16 protein-coding genes and 1 riboswitch are annotated in these 17,781 nt (G+C 66.5%); all 16 genes read left to right on the top strand.

The features are described from left to right. Positions 1 to 8 precede the first annotated feature (8 nt). The 16 genes from PO883_RS23805 to PO883_RS23730 all read left to right on the top strand — a co-directional run bounded on the left by PO883_RS23805 (position 9) and on the right by PO883_RS23730 (position 17,776). A complete protein-coding gene (locus PO883_RS23805; RefSeq protein ID WP_289311957.1) occupies positions 9 to 761 on the top strand; it encodes a YfaP family protein in 753 nt (250 codons plus the stop codon). Positions 762 to 899: 138 nt separating this feature from the next. Beyond that, the gene (locus PO883_RS23800) at positions 900 to 1,265 is read left to right on the top strand and encodes a hypothetical protein (protein ID WP_167086640.1); all 366 of its coding nucleotides are present in this window, start codon (positions 900 to 902) and stop codon (positions 1,263 to 1,265) included. 67 nt (positions 1,266 to 1,332) lie between these two features. Beyond that, positions 1,333 to 1,698, top strand: a complete 366-nt coding sequence (locus PO883_RS23795) for a hypothetical protein (protein ID WP_289311956.1) — start codon at positions 1,333 to 1,335, stop codon at positions 1,696 to 1,698. A 54-nt stretch (positions 1,699 to 1,752) separates the two neighbouring features. Next, positions 1,753 to 1,980: riboswitch (cobalamin riboswitch) on the top strand. Between the two features lie 150 nt (positions 1,981 to 2,130). Then, the gene (locus PO883_RS23790) at positions 2,131 to 2,328 is read left to right on the top strand and encodes a CbtB domain-containing protein (RefSeq protein WP_167086641.1); all 198 of its coding nucleotides are present in this window, start codon (positions 2,131 to 2,133) and stop codon (positions 2,326 to 2,328) included. Next, positions 2,319 to 3,071 (top strand): CbtA family protein, encoded by a 753-nt coding sequence (locus tag PO883_RS23785; protein WP_167086642.1) that lies wholly within the window; start codon positions 2,319 to 2,321, stop codon positions 3,069 to 3,071. The genes PO883_RS23790 and PO883_RS23785 overlap by 10 nt, the downstream gene beginning before the upstream one ends. Positions 3,072 to 3,074: 3 nt before the next feature. Further along, positions 3,075 to 3,413 (top strand): ferredoxin, encoded by a 339-nt coding sequence (locus PO883_RS23780; RefSeq protein WP_289311955.1) that lies wholly within the window; start codon positions 3,075 to 3,077, stop codon positions 3,411 to 3,413. Then, positions 3,400 to 7,473 carry a cobaltochelatase subunit CobN gene (locus PO883_RS23775; protein ID WP_289311954.1) on the top strand — a complete coding sequence of 1,358 codons (4,074 nt, stop codon included), beginning with the start codon at positions 3,400 to 3,402 and terminating at the stop codon, positions 7,471 to 7,473. Before PO883_RS23780 ends, PO883_RS23775 begins: the two co-directional genes overlap by 14 nt. Before the next feature lie 10 nt (positions 7,474 to 7,483). Continuing rightward, on the top strand, positions 7,484 to 9,367 hold the full coding sequence (locus tag PO883_RS23770; RefSeq protein WP_373890098.1) for a magnesium chelatase subunit D family protein: 1,884 nt from the start codon (positions 7,484 to 7,486) through the stop codon (positions 9,365 to 9,367). 28 nt (positions 9,368 to 9,395) lie between these two features. Next, complete coding sequence (locus PO883_RS23765; protein WP_289311952.1) at positions 9,396 to 10,100, top strand: cobalt-precorrin-7 (C(5))-methyltransferase; 705 nt, start codon at positions 9,396 to 9,398, stop codon at positions 10,098 to 10,100. Continuing rightward, positions 10,097 to 11,695 carry a precorrin-8X methylmutase gene (locus PO883_RS23760; protein ID WP_289311951.1) on the top strand — a complete coding sequence of 533 codons (1,599 nt, stop codon included), beginning with the start codon at positions 10,097 to 10,099 and terminating at the stop codon, positions 11,693 to 11,695. The genes PO883_RS23765 and PO883_RS23760 overlap by 4 nt, the downstream gene beginning before the upstream one ends. Further along, positions 11,682 to 12,830 (top strand): cobalt-precorrin-5B (C(1))-methyltransferase CbiD, encoded by a 1,149-nt coding sequence (gene cbiD / locus PO883_RS23755; protein WP_289311950.1) that lies wholly within the window; start codon positions 11,682 to 11,684, stop codon positions 12,828 to 12,830. Before PO883_RS23760 ends, cbiD begins: the two co-directional genes overlap by 14 nt. Continuing rightward, entirely contained in the window at positions 12,827 to 13,588 is a 762-nt protein-coding gene (cobI, locus tag PO883_RS23750; RefSeq protein ID WP_289311949.1) for a precorrin-2 C(20)-methyltransferase, read from the top strand. The genes cbiD and cobI overlap by 4 nt, the downstream gene beginning before the upstream one ends. Continuing rightward, positions 13,589 to 14,371 (top strand): precorrin-4 C(11)-methyltransferase, encoded by a 783-nt coding sequence (gene cobM / locus PO883_RS23745; RefSeq protein ID WP_289311948.1) that lies wholly within the window; start codon positions 13,589 to 13,591, stop codon positions 14,369 to 14,371. After that, the gene (locus tag PO883_RS23740; RefSeq protein ID WP_289311947.1) at positions 14,368 to 15,123 is read left to right on the top strand and encodes a cobalamin biosynthesis protein; all 756 of its coding nucleotides are present in this window, start codon (positions 14,368 to 14,370) and stop codon (positions 15,121 to 15,123) included. Before cobM ends, PO883_RS23740 begins: the two co-directional genes overlap by 4 nt. Further along, complete coding sequence (gene cobJ, locus PO883_RS23735) at positions 15,123 to 16,676, top strand: precorrin-3B C(17)-methyltransferase (protein WP_289311946.1); 1,554 nt, start codon at positions 15,123 to 15,125, stop codon at positions 16,674 to 16,676. The genes PO883_RS23740 and cobJ overlap by 1 nt, the downstream gene beginning before the upstream one ends. Then, entirely contained in the window at positions 16,673 to 17,776 is a 1,104-nt protein-coding gene (locus PO883_RS23730; protein WP_289311945.1) for a GTP-binding protein, read from the top strand. Before cobJ ends, PO883_RS23730 begins: the two co-directional genes overlap by 4 nt. The last annotated feature ends 5 nt before the right edge of the window (positions 17,777 to 17,781 follow it).

Below are 17,781 nucleotides of genomic sequence, written 5' to 3'. Positions count from 1 at the left end.
AGCTGATCATGAAACTATTGCTGATACCCGCACTGCTGCTGTCCAGCGCCGCCCTGGCACAGGTAAACATCGACTCGCCCAACAGCGGCTGGCGTAATTCCAAGGGCGCCAAGGAAGCGTACACGCAGGACGTGAACTATCCGGCGGCGTCGGTCAGCGTGCAGGCGGGGCAAAGCCCGACGGCCGAAATCCGCGGCCGCATCGCCGGCAAGGCCAAGGACAAGCCGGCCACGCTGGTCGTCAACGGCGTGGCGATGCCGATGGCGGTCCAGGAAGACGGCAGCTTCGCGCGGCCGTATGCTTTCGGGCGCGGCTCGAACAGCGTAGAGGTGCGCTCGCCCGACGGCAAGGCGCGCAGCCGCAGCCAGTTCCTCGACTCGTACGCCGGCAAGACCCAGTCGCGCCTGCGTGTGGTGCTGTCGTGGGACAGTCCCGGCACCGACGTCGACCTGCACGTGGTCGCGCCGGACGGCGGACATTCCTGGTACGGCAACCGCGTGATGCCCAACGGCGGTGCGCTCGATGTCGACGTCACCACCGGCTACGGGCCGGAGATTTTTTCGAGCGCCGCGCCGCCGAAAGGGAACTACCACGTCTACGTGAACTACTACGGGGCCGGCCAGGACACCGGCATCCTGACGGTCGCGCAGGTGGCCATCATCACCAACGAAAATTCGCCGAACGAGCGCCAGGAAGTGGTCCGCGTGCCGTTGCGCGCGCCGGGGGAGCTGACATTGGTCAAGTCATTCGTGTTTCCGTGACCCGCCGCCAAGCTCTGAAAACAACGCCCCGCATCGACGCTTTGACAGTTTTTGAACGGCATGTAAAACTGTCGGCAGGAAATATGATCCTGGCTGCGCATGGACCGCGATGGCCATTCTGACGAAACGGGAGTGCAAGTGAGTACTGCAGCATGGATCTACGATGCCAGCATCGTTATCAGGAACGCCAGGCAGCCGGCGGCGTTCAACGCGATTCGCACATCGTTCGAAGGTTGCGACTCCTTTTTCGCCGAGCGCGCACGCGCCGAACGCGATTTCCCGGCATTCCTTGAATCGATCGGCTTCACCAGCCAGCGCCAGGAAGGCGCGCTGCTGATCGATGGCGGCGACATCGACATCATTACCAACTGGCTCATTCGCCTGTTCGACACGCTCGGGCCGTTCGTCGAAGCCGGCGGTGTGCTGGAAATCCGCGATGAAGAGGGCGAGCAGATGACATTTTGCTACGACGGCAAGCAGATGGACATCGAATTCAGCGAGTAAGGTGGCGCGGCGGCGCGCCGCTTCATGCTACATTGGCACTCCCAAAACCATGCAGGAGTGCCGCCCCATGCATCCCAATCCCAGCATCGCCTCGATCCGCGCCCGCCTGTTAGGCGAGATGGCTGCCTACATGCGGCGCTGCGCCGAAGACCCGGCTAGCGAAGCACCGTACACCCAGGCCGAGATCGACGAATGCGCCAGCATTCTCGACACCTACGCCGCCGCCGTGGAAAAGCTCCCCAAACCCGCCGCCCCGGCCGCGATCATGAAAGAAGTCGAACGCGTCGTCCTGGCCCTCAATGCGCTCGATGAACGCGCCAGCATGATCGAGACCGAAGAGCGCGAAAGCCTGTGCGACATCATCTTCCTGATCGCCAAGGACGCCGGCCTGGAAGCCGACGAGGACATCACCGAGCAATGGCGCGATTGGTAAGTCCCCGCCCGATACGCACAACCTTGCATTTTATATAGTCCAGACCTATACTTCGCCGGTAGTCAAGCTTCTGGTTCTGGCAAACGATCGTTTGCCGGATTAAATGGGAAGCCGGTGCGATCCTCCAAAGGAGGCAAAGCCGGCGCTGCCCCCGCAACGGTAAGCGAGTCAAGGATGTGCATGATGCCACTGTGCTTAGCATGGGAAGGCGCATATCCGGGAAGAGGGCGTTTGCCCCACCACTCGCCAGCCCGGAAACCAGCCGAAGCGGTAAGTCGTTTGTATCGCGGAGGGCGATCCAGGTGGATCGCTGCGTTCCGCATCCCATCTTATGTTCCTTCTCCCCGTACAAGCCCCCGGTTGCCGGCCATGGCAAGACGCGCGCGTCTGCATTGGCCAGGCTCTATGCGCAGTGCTTTAGGAAGGAATGCCATGTCGTCGATCCGCAGCGTCATCACCACCGCCGATGAACAAGTCCCGTTTGCCGCCATCAAGGAGCGCATCGTGCAAGCCATGTGCGCTGCCAGCCTTGGCGCCGTGCTGCTGTTCGGCGCCGGCTTCGCCTCGATGGAAGCGCTGCACAACGCCGCGCACGACAGCCGCCACTCGGCCGGCTTCCCATGCCACTGATTCGTACCGCGCCCGCAGCAGGCCTGGGAACCTTCAACCGCATTCTCGCCAGCGCAGCGGCGGCCGGCGTCCTGGCCGGCCTGCTGCTGACCGGCGTTCAGCAACTGCAAGTGGCGCCCATCATCCTGCAGGCGGAGGTGTTCGAGAGCGCCGCGCCGAAGCCATTGGAGGTGGCCGCACCGCACAGCCACGCCGACGCCACCCCGCACGAGCACGCGCAAGAGGGCGCCCATGAACATGGCGGCTGGCAGCCGGACGACGGCTTGGAGCGCACCTTCTACACGGCGGTAGCCAATATCAGCGCGGGCGTCGGCTTCGCGCTGCTGCTGGCGGCTGCCATCAGCCTGCATGGCGGCGCGAGCGGCTGGCGCGCGGGCCTGCTGTGGGGCGCGGCCGGCTACACGGCGTTCTTCGTGGCGCCTTCGGTCGGCTTGCCGCCCGAGCTGCCCGGCACCGTCGCGGCGCCCCTGCTGGCGCGCCAGATGTGGTGGACCGCTACCGTCATGGCCAGCGCCGGCGGGCTGGCGCTGCTGGTCTTCGCCAGGAACTGGCCGCTCAGGATCGCTGGCGCGCTGCTGCTGTTCGTGCCGCACCTGGTCGGATCGCCCCAGCCCGCAGTCCATTCGAGCAGTGCACCGCCCGACCTGGCGCGCAGCTTCCTGTACGCGACCTTGCTGGCCAACGCCGCCTTCTGGCTGGCCATGGGCGCGCTGGCTGGCTACTGCTACAAGAAATTCGGCTGACCGATGCGTACCCATGACCGGCACGTTTTCATGTGCGTGGGCCCGCGCTGCACCGAAAACGGCGTGCAGGCGCAGGCCGTTTTCGAGCACATGGGGCGCGAGATCGACGCGCATCCGGAGCTGTGCGTCAAGCGCACCCGCACGCATTGCATGGTCGCGTGCCGCAATGAAGGGCCGATCGTGGTGGTGTATCCGGAAGGTGTGTGGTACCGCCGCGTCGACGAAGCGGCGGCCGGGCGCATCGTGGCCGAGCACCTGATCGGCGGCGCCGAAGTGGCGGACCTGATTTTCCATCGCATCTGCGAAGGCGACACACTCGTGGCGGACAATGACATCATCTGATTTTCCTCAAGGCCCGGCGCACATCGCGCTGCTTACCCATGCATCGAACGACCTGGCTGTCCTGCACCACGCAACAGGCCAGCTGCCGCCGGAATTCGGCGCGGTGGCGGGCGTGAGCCTGCAGGGGCTCGATGCCGACGGCGGCGCCACGGCGCTGCTCGCGCGCGAGGTGCAGGGCGCGCGCATCATCATCCTGCGCGTGCTCGGGCGGCTTGGCAGCGTGCCCGGGTTTACCGACCTGGTCAGCCACGCGCGCCGCCACGGCCAGCACCTGATTGCAATCAGCGGCACCGGCGAGCCCGATCCCGAGCTGGCTGCGGTATCGACCGTCGCCCCCGACGTGCTGCAACAGACCCTGAATTACTTCCATTGCGGCGGCAGCGGCAACCTGGCGCAGTTGCTGCGCTACCTGTCCGACCATCTGCTGCTGACTGGCTTTGGCTTTGAAACCGCGCTGCCGCTGCCGGAACACGGCATCTATCACCCGGACCTGGCGCAAGGCGCCGGCATCGACGACTGGCTGGCGCTGCGCAAGTCCGGTGCGCCGAGTGCCGGCATCGTGTTCTACCGCGCGCACTGGATGAGCGGGAACACGCGCTTCATCGACGCGCTGCTGGACGCGCTGGAAAAGCGTGGCATGAACGTGCTGCCGGTGTTCACGTCCTCCTTGCGCAGCGGCGCCGGCGCTGGCGGGACACTGCCCGACGCGCTGCGCTACTTCAGCGACGCGCGCGGCGTGCATATCGATGTGCTGATCAACACCACCTCGTTTGCGATGGGCGAGATCACGCCCGGCGGCCCCACGCCTGCCGGATGGTCGGTCGGCGTGCTGGAAGCGCTGAACGTGCCGGTGCTGCAAGCCATCACCAGCGGCATGACCCTGCCGCAATGGGAGCAGTCCGCGCGCGGCCTCAATCCGCTCGATACTGCCATGAACGTGGTGCTGCCCGAATTCGACGGGCGCATCATCACCGCGCCAGTGTCGTTCAAGTCGCGCGCCGCCGGCTTGCAGGGCGACGCGGTCGAATACGAACCGGTGCCGGACCGGGTGGCGCGCGTGGCCGGCGTCGCCGCGCGCTTTGCACGCCTCAAGCAGGTACCGAACGCCGAGAAGCGCGTTGCCTTCATGTTCACCAATTCGAGCAGCAAGGCTTCGCAGATCGGCAATGCGGTCGGACTGGACGCGCCGGCCTCGCTGATGCGCATTCTCGACGCCATGCGCGCCGCCGGCTACGATGTCGGCCAGCCGCCTGCCGACGGCACCACCCTGATTCACGACCTGGTGGCACGCTGTTCGTACGACCAGATTTACGTGACGACGGAGCAGTTGCGCAACGCCGCCGGCCGCGTGCCCGCCGCGCAATACGCAACATGGTTCGCCGAACTGACGCCCGACATGCAGGAAAAAATGAGCACCCAGTGGGGCGCCGCGCCTGGCGAAGCGTATGTGTGCGACGGCCACCTGGCGCTGGCCGGCATCGAATTGGGCAATACCTTCGTCGCGCTGCAACCGCCGCGCGGCTACGGCATGGACCCGGATGCGATCTACCACCAGAGCGACCTGCCGCCGACCCACCATTACTATGCGTTGTACCGCTGGCTGCGCGATGTCTGGCGCGCCGACGCCATCGTCCACGTCGGCAAGCACGGCACCATGGAATGGCTGCCCGGTAAGGGCGTGGGCCTGTCGCAGAACTGCTTCCCGGACGCCTTGCTGGGCGACCTGCCGCTGTTCTACCCGTTCATCATCAACGATCCGGGCGAGGGTTCGCAGGCCAAGCGCCGCGCGCACGCCGTGGTGGTCGACCACCTGACGCCGCCGATGACCAGCGCCGATACCTACGGCGCGCTGGCGCAGCTGACGCAGCTGGTCGACGAGTATTATCAGGTCGAAGTGCTAGACCCGGCCAAGCTGCCGCTGCTGCAGCAGCAGATATGGGAACTGGTCAAGCAGACCAACCTGAATGCCGACCTCCAGGCGCGCCTGCTGCACCACGATCATGACCACGGCCACGACCATGGGCACGGCCATCACCACCATCACGACCATGACCATGACCACGACCACGATCATCACCACGAAGACGATGGCGAACTCCCGGCCGCACTGGCGTCGATGGGCGGCTCCGACGTGGCCCACCTGATCGAAGACCTGGACGGCTACCTGTGCGAACTGGGATCGGCCCAGATCCGCGACGGCCTGCACATTCTCGGCGGCGGCCCTGACGCGCAGCAGATGCCGGCCATGCTGGTATCGCTCACGCGCCTGCCCAACCTGGATATTCCGGGCCTTCAGGCCGAGGTGTCGAAGCTGTTCGGCCTGACGATGGACCTGCTGCTCGACCAGAAGGGCCGCCGCATCAACGTGGTTCCCGCACTCGCGCGCCTGGCGCAGTGTGCGGTGGTCACGCGGTCGGACGCGCTCGATGCCATCGATGCGCTGTGCCTGCGCCTGTTTACCGAACTTGCGGCGCGCGATTATCGCTCGGCCGGCATCGATGAAGTGCTCAACCTCGTCTTCGCCGATATCGACGGCGACGCGGTGGCAGCGCCGCTGCTGCAACCGGCCCTGCGCGCCAAATCGACTGTGCTGTCGCAAATGGGCAAGCCGCGCGTGGCGCCGGTGCGCGTCGCCGCAGCCCCGGCCGCGCCGGCATCGAACCGCTTCGACGCGCTGCGCAAGGTGCTCGGTTTCGCCTGCAGCCAGCTGGTGCCGAACCTGGCGCGCGCCACCGACGAAATCGATAACCTGATCAACGGCCTGTCCGGCCAGTACGTGCCGGCCGGCCCAAGCGGCTCGCCTACGCGCGGCATGGCGCACATCCTGCCGACCGGGCGCAATTTCTACTCGGTCGACCCGCGCAGCGTGCCGTCGCAATCGGCCTGGCGCGTTGGTCTGCAACTGGCGCACGAGGTATTGACGCGCCACGAGCGCGAAACCGGTGAGTATCCCGAAAGTGTCGCCATCAGCATCTGGGGTACCAGCGCGATGCGCACCCACGGCGACGACGTGGCCCAGATCCTGGCGCTGCTCGGCGTGCGCCCGGTGTGGCGCGCCGAAAGCCGCCAGGTGAGCGGCGTCGAAGTGATCCCGCTGGACGAACTGAAACGCCCGCGCATCGACGTCACGACCCGCATCAGCGGCTTTTTCCGCGATGCGTTCCCGCAGCTGATCGACCTGATCGACGACGCCGTGAACACGGTAATCCAGCTTGACGAACCGCTCACGCACAATTTCGTGCGCAAGCACTACCTGGCCGAACTCGGTGGCTGGATCGAACAGGGCTTGAGCCAGGAAGAGGGCGCACGGCGCGCATCGTACCGCGTGTTCGGCGCCAAGCCGGGCAGCTACGGCGCCGGCATCCTGCCGCTGATCCAGCACAAGAACTGGGAAGCCGACGCCGATTTCGCCGAAGCCTACGTCAACTGGGGCGGCTACGCCTATGCGCGCGGCGAACAGGGCGCCGACCAGCGCGACGCCTTCAAGGTGCGCCTGTCCGGCGTGCAGGTGGCCCTGCACAACCAGGACAACCGCGAACACGACATCTTCGACAGCGACGACTACCTGCAATTTCATGGCGGGATGATCGCCACCATCCGCGCACTGACCGGCCAGCAGCCGCGCCACTACTTCGGCGACAGCCACGACCCGGCGCGCGCCCAGGTGCGCGACCTGAAAGAAGAAACCCTGCGCGTGTTCCGCTCGCGCGTGGTCAATCCCAAATGGCTGGCCAGTATCCAGCGCCATGGCTACAAGGGCGGGCTGGAACTGACGGCCACCGTCGACTACCTGTTCGGCTACGACGCCACGGCGCAGGTGATGGACGACTGGATGTATGAAGACGTGGCCCAGGCCTACGGCTTCGACGAGGACATGCAGCGCTTCCTGGAAGAAGCCAACCCGTGGGCGCAGAACGCCATCGCCGAGCGCTTGCTGGAAGCGGCCAGCCGCGGCATGTGGGCCGAGCCGCGCCCGGAAACGCTGGCCAAGCTGCGCGAGCTGTATCTCGATAGCGAAACCCTGCTCGAAGCGCGCGGCGAAACGGCACGTAATGGATAAGATGAACATCATGAATTTCCCGTTTGCGGCCATCGTCGGCCAGCCGCAGTTGCAGCGCGCGCTGATGCTGTGCGCGGTCGATCCCGGCATGGGCGGTGTGCTGATCCGGGGCGACAAGGGGACCGCCAAGAGCACGGCGGCGCGCGCGCTGGCCGACGTGCTGCCGCACATCGGCACCGTGGCCGGCTGCGCCTACAATTGCAGCGCCGGCGCCCCATCCGAACATTGCGAGACTTGCGCCACCGGCACGCCGCGACTGGCCCCCGTGCCGTTCGTGACCTTGCCTCTGGGCGCCACCGAAGACCGCGTGATCGGCAGCGTCGACCTGGCGCGCGCATTGCAGGGCGGCCAGCGCGTGTTCCAGCCAGGCCTGCTGGCGGCGGCGCATCGCGGCGTGCTGTATATCGATGAAGTCAACCTGCTGGCCGACCATCTGGTCGACGTGCTGCTCGATGTGGCGGCCATGGGCGTCAATTCGGTGCAGCGCGAAGGGCTGTCGATCCGCCACCCCGCGCGTTTCACGCTGGTTGGCACCATGAACCTGGAAGAGGGCGACCTGCGTCCGCAACTGCTGGATCGCTTCGCGCTGATGGTCGAAGTGGCGGCGCCGCGCGACAAGAAGGTGCGTTCCGAAGTCGTGCGCCGGCGGATTGCCTTCGAGGCCGATCCGGCCGCTTTCGGCGCCGCGTGGGACGAACAGCAGCAGGCACTGCAGCGCCAGCTGCTTGAGGCCCAGCGCCTGCTTCCGCAGGTAACGCTGGACGACGCCATGTTAGAGCTGATCAGCCATTTGTGCTGCGAGTTCGAGGTGGCCAGCCTTCGTGCGGACATCGTCATGCATAAAGCATCGCGCGCGCTGGCAGCGCTCGACGGCCGGCTTCAGGTGACGCCGGCCGATTTGCGCAGCGCGGCCGAACTGGTGCTGCCGCACCGGCGCCGCCGCAAGCCCTTCGAACAACCCGGCCTCGATCATGACCGGCTCGACGAATTGATGCGCGATGCCGCGCCCCCGCCGCCTGCGCAGGATGACGCCGGTGAAGCGGACGACGGCGAACAAACGCCGTCCGGCGAGCAGGGCGAAGAGCAGGTGTTCGCCGCCGCAGCCAGCCCCGCCGCGCCGCGCATCGTGGTTGAATCGGCCGCAGGCCACAGCAGCGCGGGCCGCCGCAGCGAAGCGATGGGCGCCGCGCGCGGACGCGTGGTGCGGGCCGTGCCCGACGAGCAGCCGACCAGCATCGCCATCGGCGCCACCTTGCTCAGCGCCGCGATGCGCGAGCCGGGCCACGTGCAGGTCACGCGGGCCGACCTGCATCAGCAGATCCGGGTCGGCAAAAGCGCCAACCTGATCCTGTTCGTGGTCGACGCCTCTGGCTCGATGGCTGCGCAACGCCGCATGGAAGCGGTCAAGGGCGCAGTTCTTGCTTTGCTGACCGATGCCTACCAGCGGCGCGATACGGTGGCCGTGATCTCGTTCCGAGGCCAGTCGGCGCACCTGCTGCTGGCGCCGACGGGTAGCGTCGAGCGCGCCGAACAGGGCCTGTCCGAGTTGCCGACCGGCGGGCGCACGCCCTTGCCGCACGCGCTGCACCTGGCGCTGGAAACGCTCGAAAAATCTGCCCATCGCGCTCCGGCGCTGCTGGTGCTGCTCACCGACGGCAAGGCCAACGTGGCGCTGGCGGCCGATGGCGATGCCTGGCGCGAGTCGCTCGACCTGGCCGGAAAGCTGGCCGAACGCGGCGTGCCGGCGCTGGTGCTCGATACCGAGAGCGGCTACCTGCGCCTCGGACGCGCCGCGCAACTGGCGCAAACCCTGGGCGCCGAGTGCCTGACGCTGGAGCAGCTATCGGCCGACAACCTGGCGCTGACGATCCGCGCGCGCCTGGCACCAACCTGACAATACGCATATTTAGGAGCAGTTTCACATGATCATTTGCATAGGCGCGGGACCCGGCGACGTCGGCTACCTGACGCAGCGCGGCGCGCAGCTCATTCGCGAGGCCGATGTGGTGGCCGGTTTCGACGCGGTGCTGAACGTGGTCCAAAGCCTGATTCCGGCCGAGGCCCAGGTCATCGGCATGGCCTACCGCGACCAGGTCGCGCAGCTCGATGAGGTGGCGCGCCTGCATCATGCAGGCAAGCGCTGCGTGGTCGTGTTCATGGGCGATATCCATTTCAGCGGCTTCCAGTACCTGGAACGGGTCGAACGCGCCTGCGGTCACCCGGTCGAATCGCTGCCCGGCATTTCATCGGCCCAGATCCTGGCATCGCGCGCCAAGGTATGCTTCGACGAGACCACCTTCATCACCTTCCACCGGCGCGGCGACCTCGATCCCTTCAAGCGTCATCTGGTGCACGTGCTGCAGGACCAGCGCAACGCGATCGTGATCCCGTGTCCGTGGGATGCGGCGCGCTCGTTCATGCCGTGGCATATCGCGGCCTACCTGCTGGAAAACGGCATTTCGCCCGATCATCCGACCGAAGTGTGGGAAAACCTGACGCGCGGCGAAGCCGAATGGCATGGCAGCCTGCAGGAATGCGCCAGCCATACCTGTTCCGACATGAGCATCATGCTGATTCGCACGCTTGCGCCGATGGCCAGCCAGATCGAGGCGGCGCCCGCACCATGACCCAAACAGAAAAACCCGGCATTGTCGTCGCGGGCCACGGCAGCCGTGACCCGGACGCCGTGCGCGAATTCGAGGCGCTGGTCGAACTGGTACGCGCGCGCGCGCCGGACGACGTGGTGACCCACGGTTACCTGGAGTTTTCCAGCCCGACCATTGCCGAAGCGGTACAGGCCAACCTTGCCGCAGGCACGCGCCAGGTGGCAGTGGTGCCCGGCGTGCTGCTGGCCGCGCGCCACGCCAAGAACGACATGCCGGCAGAAGTGCAAGCCATGGCGCGCGACTATCCGGACATCGATTTCCATTTCGGCGCGCCGATGAACCTGCATCCGCAGTTGCTGCAACTGGCGCAGGAACGCATCGTCGAAGCCGAGGCCACGTCGCCGCTGACGGTGCGCCGCACCGACACCTGCCTGGTGCTGGTCGGGCGCGGCACCACCGACCCCGACGCCAATGGCGAAGTGTCCAAGCTGGCACGCATGCTGGAAGAGGGAATGGGCTTCGGCGGCGTCTACGTATGCTATTCGGGTACGGCCACGCCGCTGGTGGCCGATGGCCTGCGCGCGGCTGCCCGCATGGGCTACCAGCGCCTGGTGGTCTTGCCCTTCTTTTTGTTCGACGGTGTGCTGGTCAAGCGCATCTACGCGGCCGCCGACGACCTGCGCGAGCGCGAGCCGGGCCTGGAAGTGCTCAAGGCCGGCTACTTCGGCGTGCATTCGCATGTGGCCGACGTGATCATCGAACGCGCGCGCGAGGCGGTGGCCGGGCGCGCCGCCATGAACTGCTCGCTGTGCAAATACCGCGTGCAGATCGTCGGCTTCGAGCAGCAGGTGGGTGAGCCGCAACGCGCGCACCATCTCGCGGTGCGCGGCTTGCTGGCGCAGGTGCCGGCTACGGCGTCCGCTACGGCGTCCGCTACGGCGCCCGAGACGGCAGCCGCGCCAAGCTATGCCCCGTACGAGCCGCATCCGATCGAGGCGGAGAGCTTCCGCATCATCGCCGCTGGGCGCGACTGGTCGGGCTTCCCCGCCTCCCATTTGACGGTGCTGCAACGGCTGGTGCACACCAGCGGCGACTTCGGCGCCGTCGACGATATGTACTTTTCGCCGGGCGCGGTGGAAAGCGGCATCCTGGCGCTGCTGCGCTGCAAGCGCGTGCTGACCGACGTGACCATGGTGCAGACTGGCCTGAAGCGCCAACTGCTGGAACAACTCGGCATCGACACCTGGTGCGGCGTGCATGACCGCGAAACGCACCTGATGTCGGCGGCGGAAGGCATCACGCGCTCGGCGGCGGGCGTGCGGCGCGGCTGGCAGAAGTTCGGCAATGACGTGGTGCTGGCCATCGGCGACGCGCCAACGGCGATTGCCGAAGCGGCACGCCTGATCCGCGACCATGGCTGGCGCCCGCAACTGGTGATCGGCCTGCCGGTCGGCTTTGTCGGTACGCGCGAAACCAAGGACGAACTGCGGCGCTGCCTGCAAGTGCCGCGTATTACCAACAGCGGCACGCGCGGCGGTTCGCCATGGGCGGCGAGCGTTGTCAATGGCCTGATGATTGACGCGCTCAATCAGCTTGCAGGGTATGAAGCACGTTGAACGGGTCCAGTTCGATCTTGCCATCCCCGCGTTAAATGGATTGCGGCGCGGCCGCACGACAGGCAGTTGCGCCACTGCGGCGGTCAAGGCGGCACTCGACCTGCTGCTGCACGGCGCGCGCCGCGATACGATCAGGGTCAGCCTGCCCGACGGTGTGCATTATCTTGAAGTGCCGCTCCAGATGGTCGATTGGACCGATAGCGGCACGGTGCGGGCCGAGGTGCTGAAAGATGGCGGCGACGATCCGGACAACACGCACGGCGCCACCATCTTTGCCGAAGTACGGCGCAACGATGCGCGCGCGGTGCGCTTTTTTGCCGGGCGTGGCGTGGGCACGGCGACCCGTCCCGGCCTGCGTGTCGCCGTAGGCGAGCCGGCGATCAACCCGGTGCCGCGCCAGATGATGCGGCGCGCGGTGGAAGAAGTGCTGGACGACGCCATGGCGGAGCCGCCCGACAGCGGCTTCGACCTGACCATCGGCTGCGAAAACGGGGAAGTCATCGCGCGCAAGACTTTCAATCCGCGCCTGGGCATCGTGGGCGGTATTTCGATACTCGGCACCTCGGGGATCGTCGAACCGATGTCGCTGTCGACCTGGATTGCGTCGGTCGAGGTGTATGTGCGGGTGGCGCTGGCGGCGAGCACCGAGAGCGTAGCTTACCTGCCTGGGAAGATCGGGCGCGAATTCGCCAGCGGCGTTTTGGGGCTGCCGGACGAACGCTCGGTGCAGATCGCCAATTTTCTCGGCGACGCGCTGGACTTCACCGAAAAGGCGCTGCGGGAGGATCGGCGCAGCCTGGACGTGCTGTGGCTCGCCGGCCACCCCGGCAAGCTGGCCAAGGTGCTCGACGGGTTTTGGGATACGCATTCGAGCAAGAGCAACATGGCAATGGCCGGCGTCGCGCGCGTGGTCGCGCAGATGGGTGGCGACGCGCAACTGGTACACGACATAGAAAATGCAAACACAGTGGAAGCAGCAATGGAACGTTTAAAGAGTGAGCCCTTCGCGCAAACGGTGTGGATCGAGATCGAACGCCGCATCGGCCTGCTCGCGCACGCGCGCGTGCCGTCGGTGAAGCGCCTCGAAGTCCGCCTGTTCGACCTGGCCGGCAACGCGCTCGGGGTGGACGCATGAGTATCGGCACCCGCATCGGCACCCGCATCGGCACCCGCATCGGCACCCTGTGGGGCATCGGGGTCGGCCCCGGCCCGGCCGGCTACCTGCCGCTGGCGGCGCTGGACGCATTGCGCCGCGCCGACCTGATTTACGCGCCGCGCGCGCGCGGTGCCGAGCTGTCGGTTGCGCTCCAATGCCTGGCCGGGATCGATATCGACCCCGCCAAGCTGCGCGAGATCGAATTCAACATGGACCCGGACCGTTCGGTCCTGAGCGAGCATTATGCGCAACTGGCCGACGCCATCGCGCAGGAGCTGTGCGCCGGACGCGACGTGGCCTACCTGACCATCGGCGATTCGCTGACCTATTCGACCTACGGCTATGTGCTGGCGGCCCTGCGCGCGCGCATTCCGGAGCTGCCGCAACGCACCTTCCCGGGCATTACCAGCTACGCGGCCGCCGCGTCGGCGCTGGCATGGCCGCTGGGGGAGGGCAAGGAACGGGTGTTGATCTTGCCATGCCCCGAAACGGCGGAAGAACTGCGCAGCGACATTTTGACCCACGACATCGTGGTGCTGATGAAGGTCGGTGCGCGCCTCGGCTGGGTGCTCGACCTGCTGCGCGAGATGGGCATTGCCGATCACTGTGCTTTTGCGCGCCGCATCGGCCTGCCCGGCGAGCTGCTCGCTTCAAGCGTGGGCGACCTTGTGGCAAACGATGCGATGGGCTACCTGGCCACCTTGCTGGTGCGCCGTCAACCACGGCAGGAGAGATAAATGAAAGTGTACTTCGTTGGAGCGGGCCCCGGTGCCGCCGATTTGATCACCCTGCGCGGTGCGCGCCTGCTCGGCAGCGTCGACATGGTGCTGTACGCCGGTTCGCTGGTGCCGATCGAGATGCTGACGCACTGCCGCGCGGATGCCGAAATCATCGATACCGCCAAGCTCGATCTGGAGCAGCAGCAGGCTTGCTACGTGCGCGCCAGGGAGATGGACATCGACGTGGTGCGCCTGCACTCGGGCGATCCGGCCATCTACGGCGCCACCGCCGAACAGATGCGCCGTCTGGATGCGCTGGACATCGCGTATGAAGTGGTGCCGGGCGTATCGTCGTTTACGGCGGCAGCGGCGGCCATCAGCGCCGAACTGACCAAGCCGGAAGTGTCGCAGAGCGTGATCCTCACCCGCGTCTCGGGCCGCGCATCGGCCGTGCCGGAACTCGAATCGATTGCGCGCCTGGCCGAACACCGCGCCACCATGTGCATCTTCTTGTCCGGCCCGCACCTGAAAAAGATCGTCGGCGACCTGTCGCTGCATTACCCGCAAGGGACGCCGGTGCGCCTGGTGTACCGCGCCACCTGGCCGGAACAGAAAATCTACCAGGGCACGCTCGGCACGGTGCTGGAAGATACCACGCGTGGCGAGTGGAACCTGACCACCATGATGCTGGTCGGCGCGGCGCTCGACAAGGAGGTCGCAGTCGAATCGAGCCTGTACTCGAAGGACTTTACGCACCTGTTCAGGGTCGTCAAGAAGAACAAGGCGGAGGCGGCGTCGTGAACGCAGCGCCGGCCATCTGGCTGGTGCGCGCGCATGGCGAGGAACTGGCTGCGGTGCTGCAAGCGGCGCTGGGCGCCGAGGTGTATCGCCCGTGGCTGCGCGATGGTGTCAGCCACAAGGTGCAGTTTGGCGAATGCTACCGCCGCCACGCGCAGTGGATCGTGATCGGCGCGACTGGCATTGCGGTGCGTTTTCTGGACGGCCTGGCGCTTGACAAGCACACCGACCCGGCGGTCGTGGTGCTGGACGAAGCGGGACGCTTTGCCGTGTCGCTGCTGGCCGGGCATGAAGGCGGTGCCAATGCGCTGGCCTACAAGGTCGCGCGGACGGTCGGTGCGGCGCCGGTGGTGACCACCGCGACCGAGGCCCTGAAGCCGCTGGTGGTCGGCATCGGCTGCCGCAAGGGCGTGCCGGCCGAGCGGATCGAGGCGGCGCTGCGCCATGCGCTCGGCCAGAGAAGTATTGAGGAAGTGCGCGAAATGGCGACCGTGGACCTGAAAGCGAATGAGCCGGGCCTGCTGGAATTTTGCAGCCAGCATGGGTTGCCGCTGCGCGTATTCGCGCGCGCCACGCTGGCGGCGCGCCCGTGGGTCAGCGTGCCGTCGGATTGGGTGCGCAGCAATGTGGGCCTCGATGGCGTGTGCGAACCGTGCGCGCTGGTGGCCAGCCCGCGCGGCGCGCTCCTTGTGCCAAAAACGTGCCTGGACGGCGTGGCCGTCGCGGTAGTGGAAGATAAATGGATGGAGATCTGATGAGTGGTGTATTGAATCTGGTGTCGGTCGGTCCCGGTTACGAGGACCTGATCGCACCGCGCGCGATTGCGGCGCTGAAGGACAGCGACGTGATCGTGGCGTATGAACTGTATTTGCGCTGGATCATGCCGCATGTGGAGGGCAAGGAAATCCACACGCCGCCGCTGACGCAGGAGCGTGAACGCGCCTTGCTGGCGATTGAAAAAGCCCGTGGCGGCGCGCGCGTGTCGCTCATTTCGAGCGGCGACATCGGCATCTACGCGATGGCGGCGCTGGCCTACGAAGAAATGAGCGAGATTGATACCTACCAGGTCAACCTGATCCCGGGGATTACCTCGGCCAACGCCTGCGCCTCGCTGCTTGGCTCCCCGCTGTCGCACGACTTTGCCACGCTCAGTTTGTCGGACCTGCTGTGTCCCTGGGAGTGGATCGAGCACCGCGCGCGCCACATCGCCCAGGCCGACCTGGCCTGCGTGATGTACAACGTGCAGAGCGCCAGCCGCCAGCAGGGCGTGTACCGCGTGCTCCAGCTGATGCTCGAATCGAAGGCGCCGCATACCCTGTGCGGCGTGGTCAAGAATGCATATCGTCCCGGGCAGGAAGTCAGCATCCACCGGCTCGACGAGCTGCCGTCGCTGCAATTCGACATGCTCACCACCATCGTGGTCGGCAACCGCTTCACCCAGCGCAAGCGCGGGCAAATCTTTACGCCGCGCGGCTACAACGACTGGGACGCCAAGGCCGACAGCACGCTGCCGCAGCGCCAGGAACTGCCCGCTGGCGGCGTGTGGGTGTTTTCCGGCACCAGCGACGGCAATGCGCTGGCGGCGAAGCTGGCAACGAGCCAGTCGCGCCCGGTGGTGGTGTCGGCGGCGACCGACCATGGCGGCGACGTGGCGCTCAAGGCCTGTCCCGGCGCCACCGTCTGGGCCGGGCGCCAGGGCATCGAGGCGCGGCGCCAGGCGCTGGCTGCCAGTGGCGCCAAGGTGCTGGTCGACGCCACCCATCCTTACGCTACCAGCATGTCGGAACAGTTGATCGGCCTGTCGCGCGAACTGGGCATCCCCTATCTGCGTTACGAGCGGCCAAGCAGTTTCAGTGCGCTCGACGGCACCTTGTGCAGCTCGCCAAAAGACGCCGCCGAACGTGCCATTGCGCTGGGCAAGCGCATTTTCCTGTCCACCGGGTCGAAAGACCTTGCGACCTTCCTGCATGCCGATGGCACGGGCGACAAGCAGTGGTTTGTGCGCCTGACGGCCGAACCGGAATTTATCGAGCGCGCGGTCGCCCTGGGCGTCGCGCGCGAACGCATCTGCGCCATGCAGGGACCGTTTTCCGCCGATTTCAACATGGCCTTGTGGCGCGACTGGCACATCGACTGCGTGGTGACCAAGGATTCAGGCGATGCTGGCGGCTACGCGTCCAAGGTGCGTGCTGCAAAAGCCCTCGGCATCCCGCTGCTGGTGATTGCCCGGCCGCGGGTCGACTACCCCGCCATATGCCGCAGCCTGGACGATCTGAGCGCGCAGCTGGCGGCGCTGGACCTGGCATGAAGCAGCCGATTCCCGTCACCATCGTGACCGGCTTCCTGGGGTCGGGCAAAACGACCTTGTTGCGCAGCCTGATCGAAAAACGCCAGAGCCGCCGCCTGGCGCTGCTGATCAACGAGTTCGGCGAGATCTCGATCGATGGCGCGCTGGTGCGCGGCGAGGCGGGCCTCGATGACCAGGTGCGGGTGCATGACTTTCCGTACGGGCTGATCGCGTACGGCGACGATGAACTGTTTTTGCCGACCATGCAGGCCATCGCCGCGCGCCGTGCGAACGTCGATCACGTGCTGATCGAAACATCCGGCCTGGCGCTACCGACCGCCATCATGGAGATGCTGCAAAGTCCTGAACTGGCCGGTGACTTCATCCTCGACGCGACCCTGGCGGTGGTCGATACGCCGCTGCTGCTGTCGGACCAGTTCGAGGCCGGCACCGGCAGCGACGCGGCGGCCACGGTGTTCGGGCAGCAGCTCGAATTTGCCGATGTGGTGGTGCTTAACAAGATCGACGCGTTAGACGACGACGCGCTGCTGCTGGCCGAGACGCGGGTGCGCGAGCGCGCGCCCAAGGTGCGTTTCCTGGAACTGGCGCACAAGGCCCGACTCGATATCCGTCTCGCGCTCGGCCTGCGCCTGCACCAGCCGACCCGCACCGAGCACGCGCACAGCTATACGCCGCTGGCCACCATGCCCGGCCCCGGCGCCGGGGTGCTGGCCGAGCAGGGACGCCTGAACGGGCATGCGCATTCCGGCCTCGCCGCGCATTCGCACGGGCTGGCCACGCACAAGCATTTTCACGAGCAGGATCCGGGCTGGCTATCGTTCGTGCTGCGCAGCGACGCGCCGCAAAGCGCCGACAAGCTGCGCCACGCCTTGCAGGAAGCGGTACGCCTGGAGCCGGTCTTGCGCAGCAAGGGGTTTATCCGCACCAGCGAGAGCGATCAGGCGGTGCTGGTGCAGGGCGTGCGTTCGCGTGTGATGATCAGCGTCGACGCGGTGCGGCCGGCCGCACGCCGCTCGGAACTGGTCATCATCGGCTATCACGCCAGCCGCACGCGCGTGGCGGCGGTACTATCGGAACTGACCGGCACCAATTGGCGCTAAGCGCG

Source organism: Massilia sp. DJPM01 (genome assembly GCF_030348125.1).
GTDB lineage: Bacteria > Pseudomonadota > Gammaproteobacteria > Burkholderiales > Burkholderiaceae_D > Telluria_A > Telluria_A frigida.
Note: the sequence above shows the minus strand (reverse complement) of the source record. Positions and strands in the feature narration are given on the sequence as shown.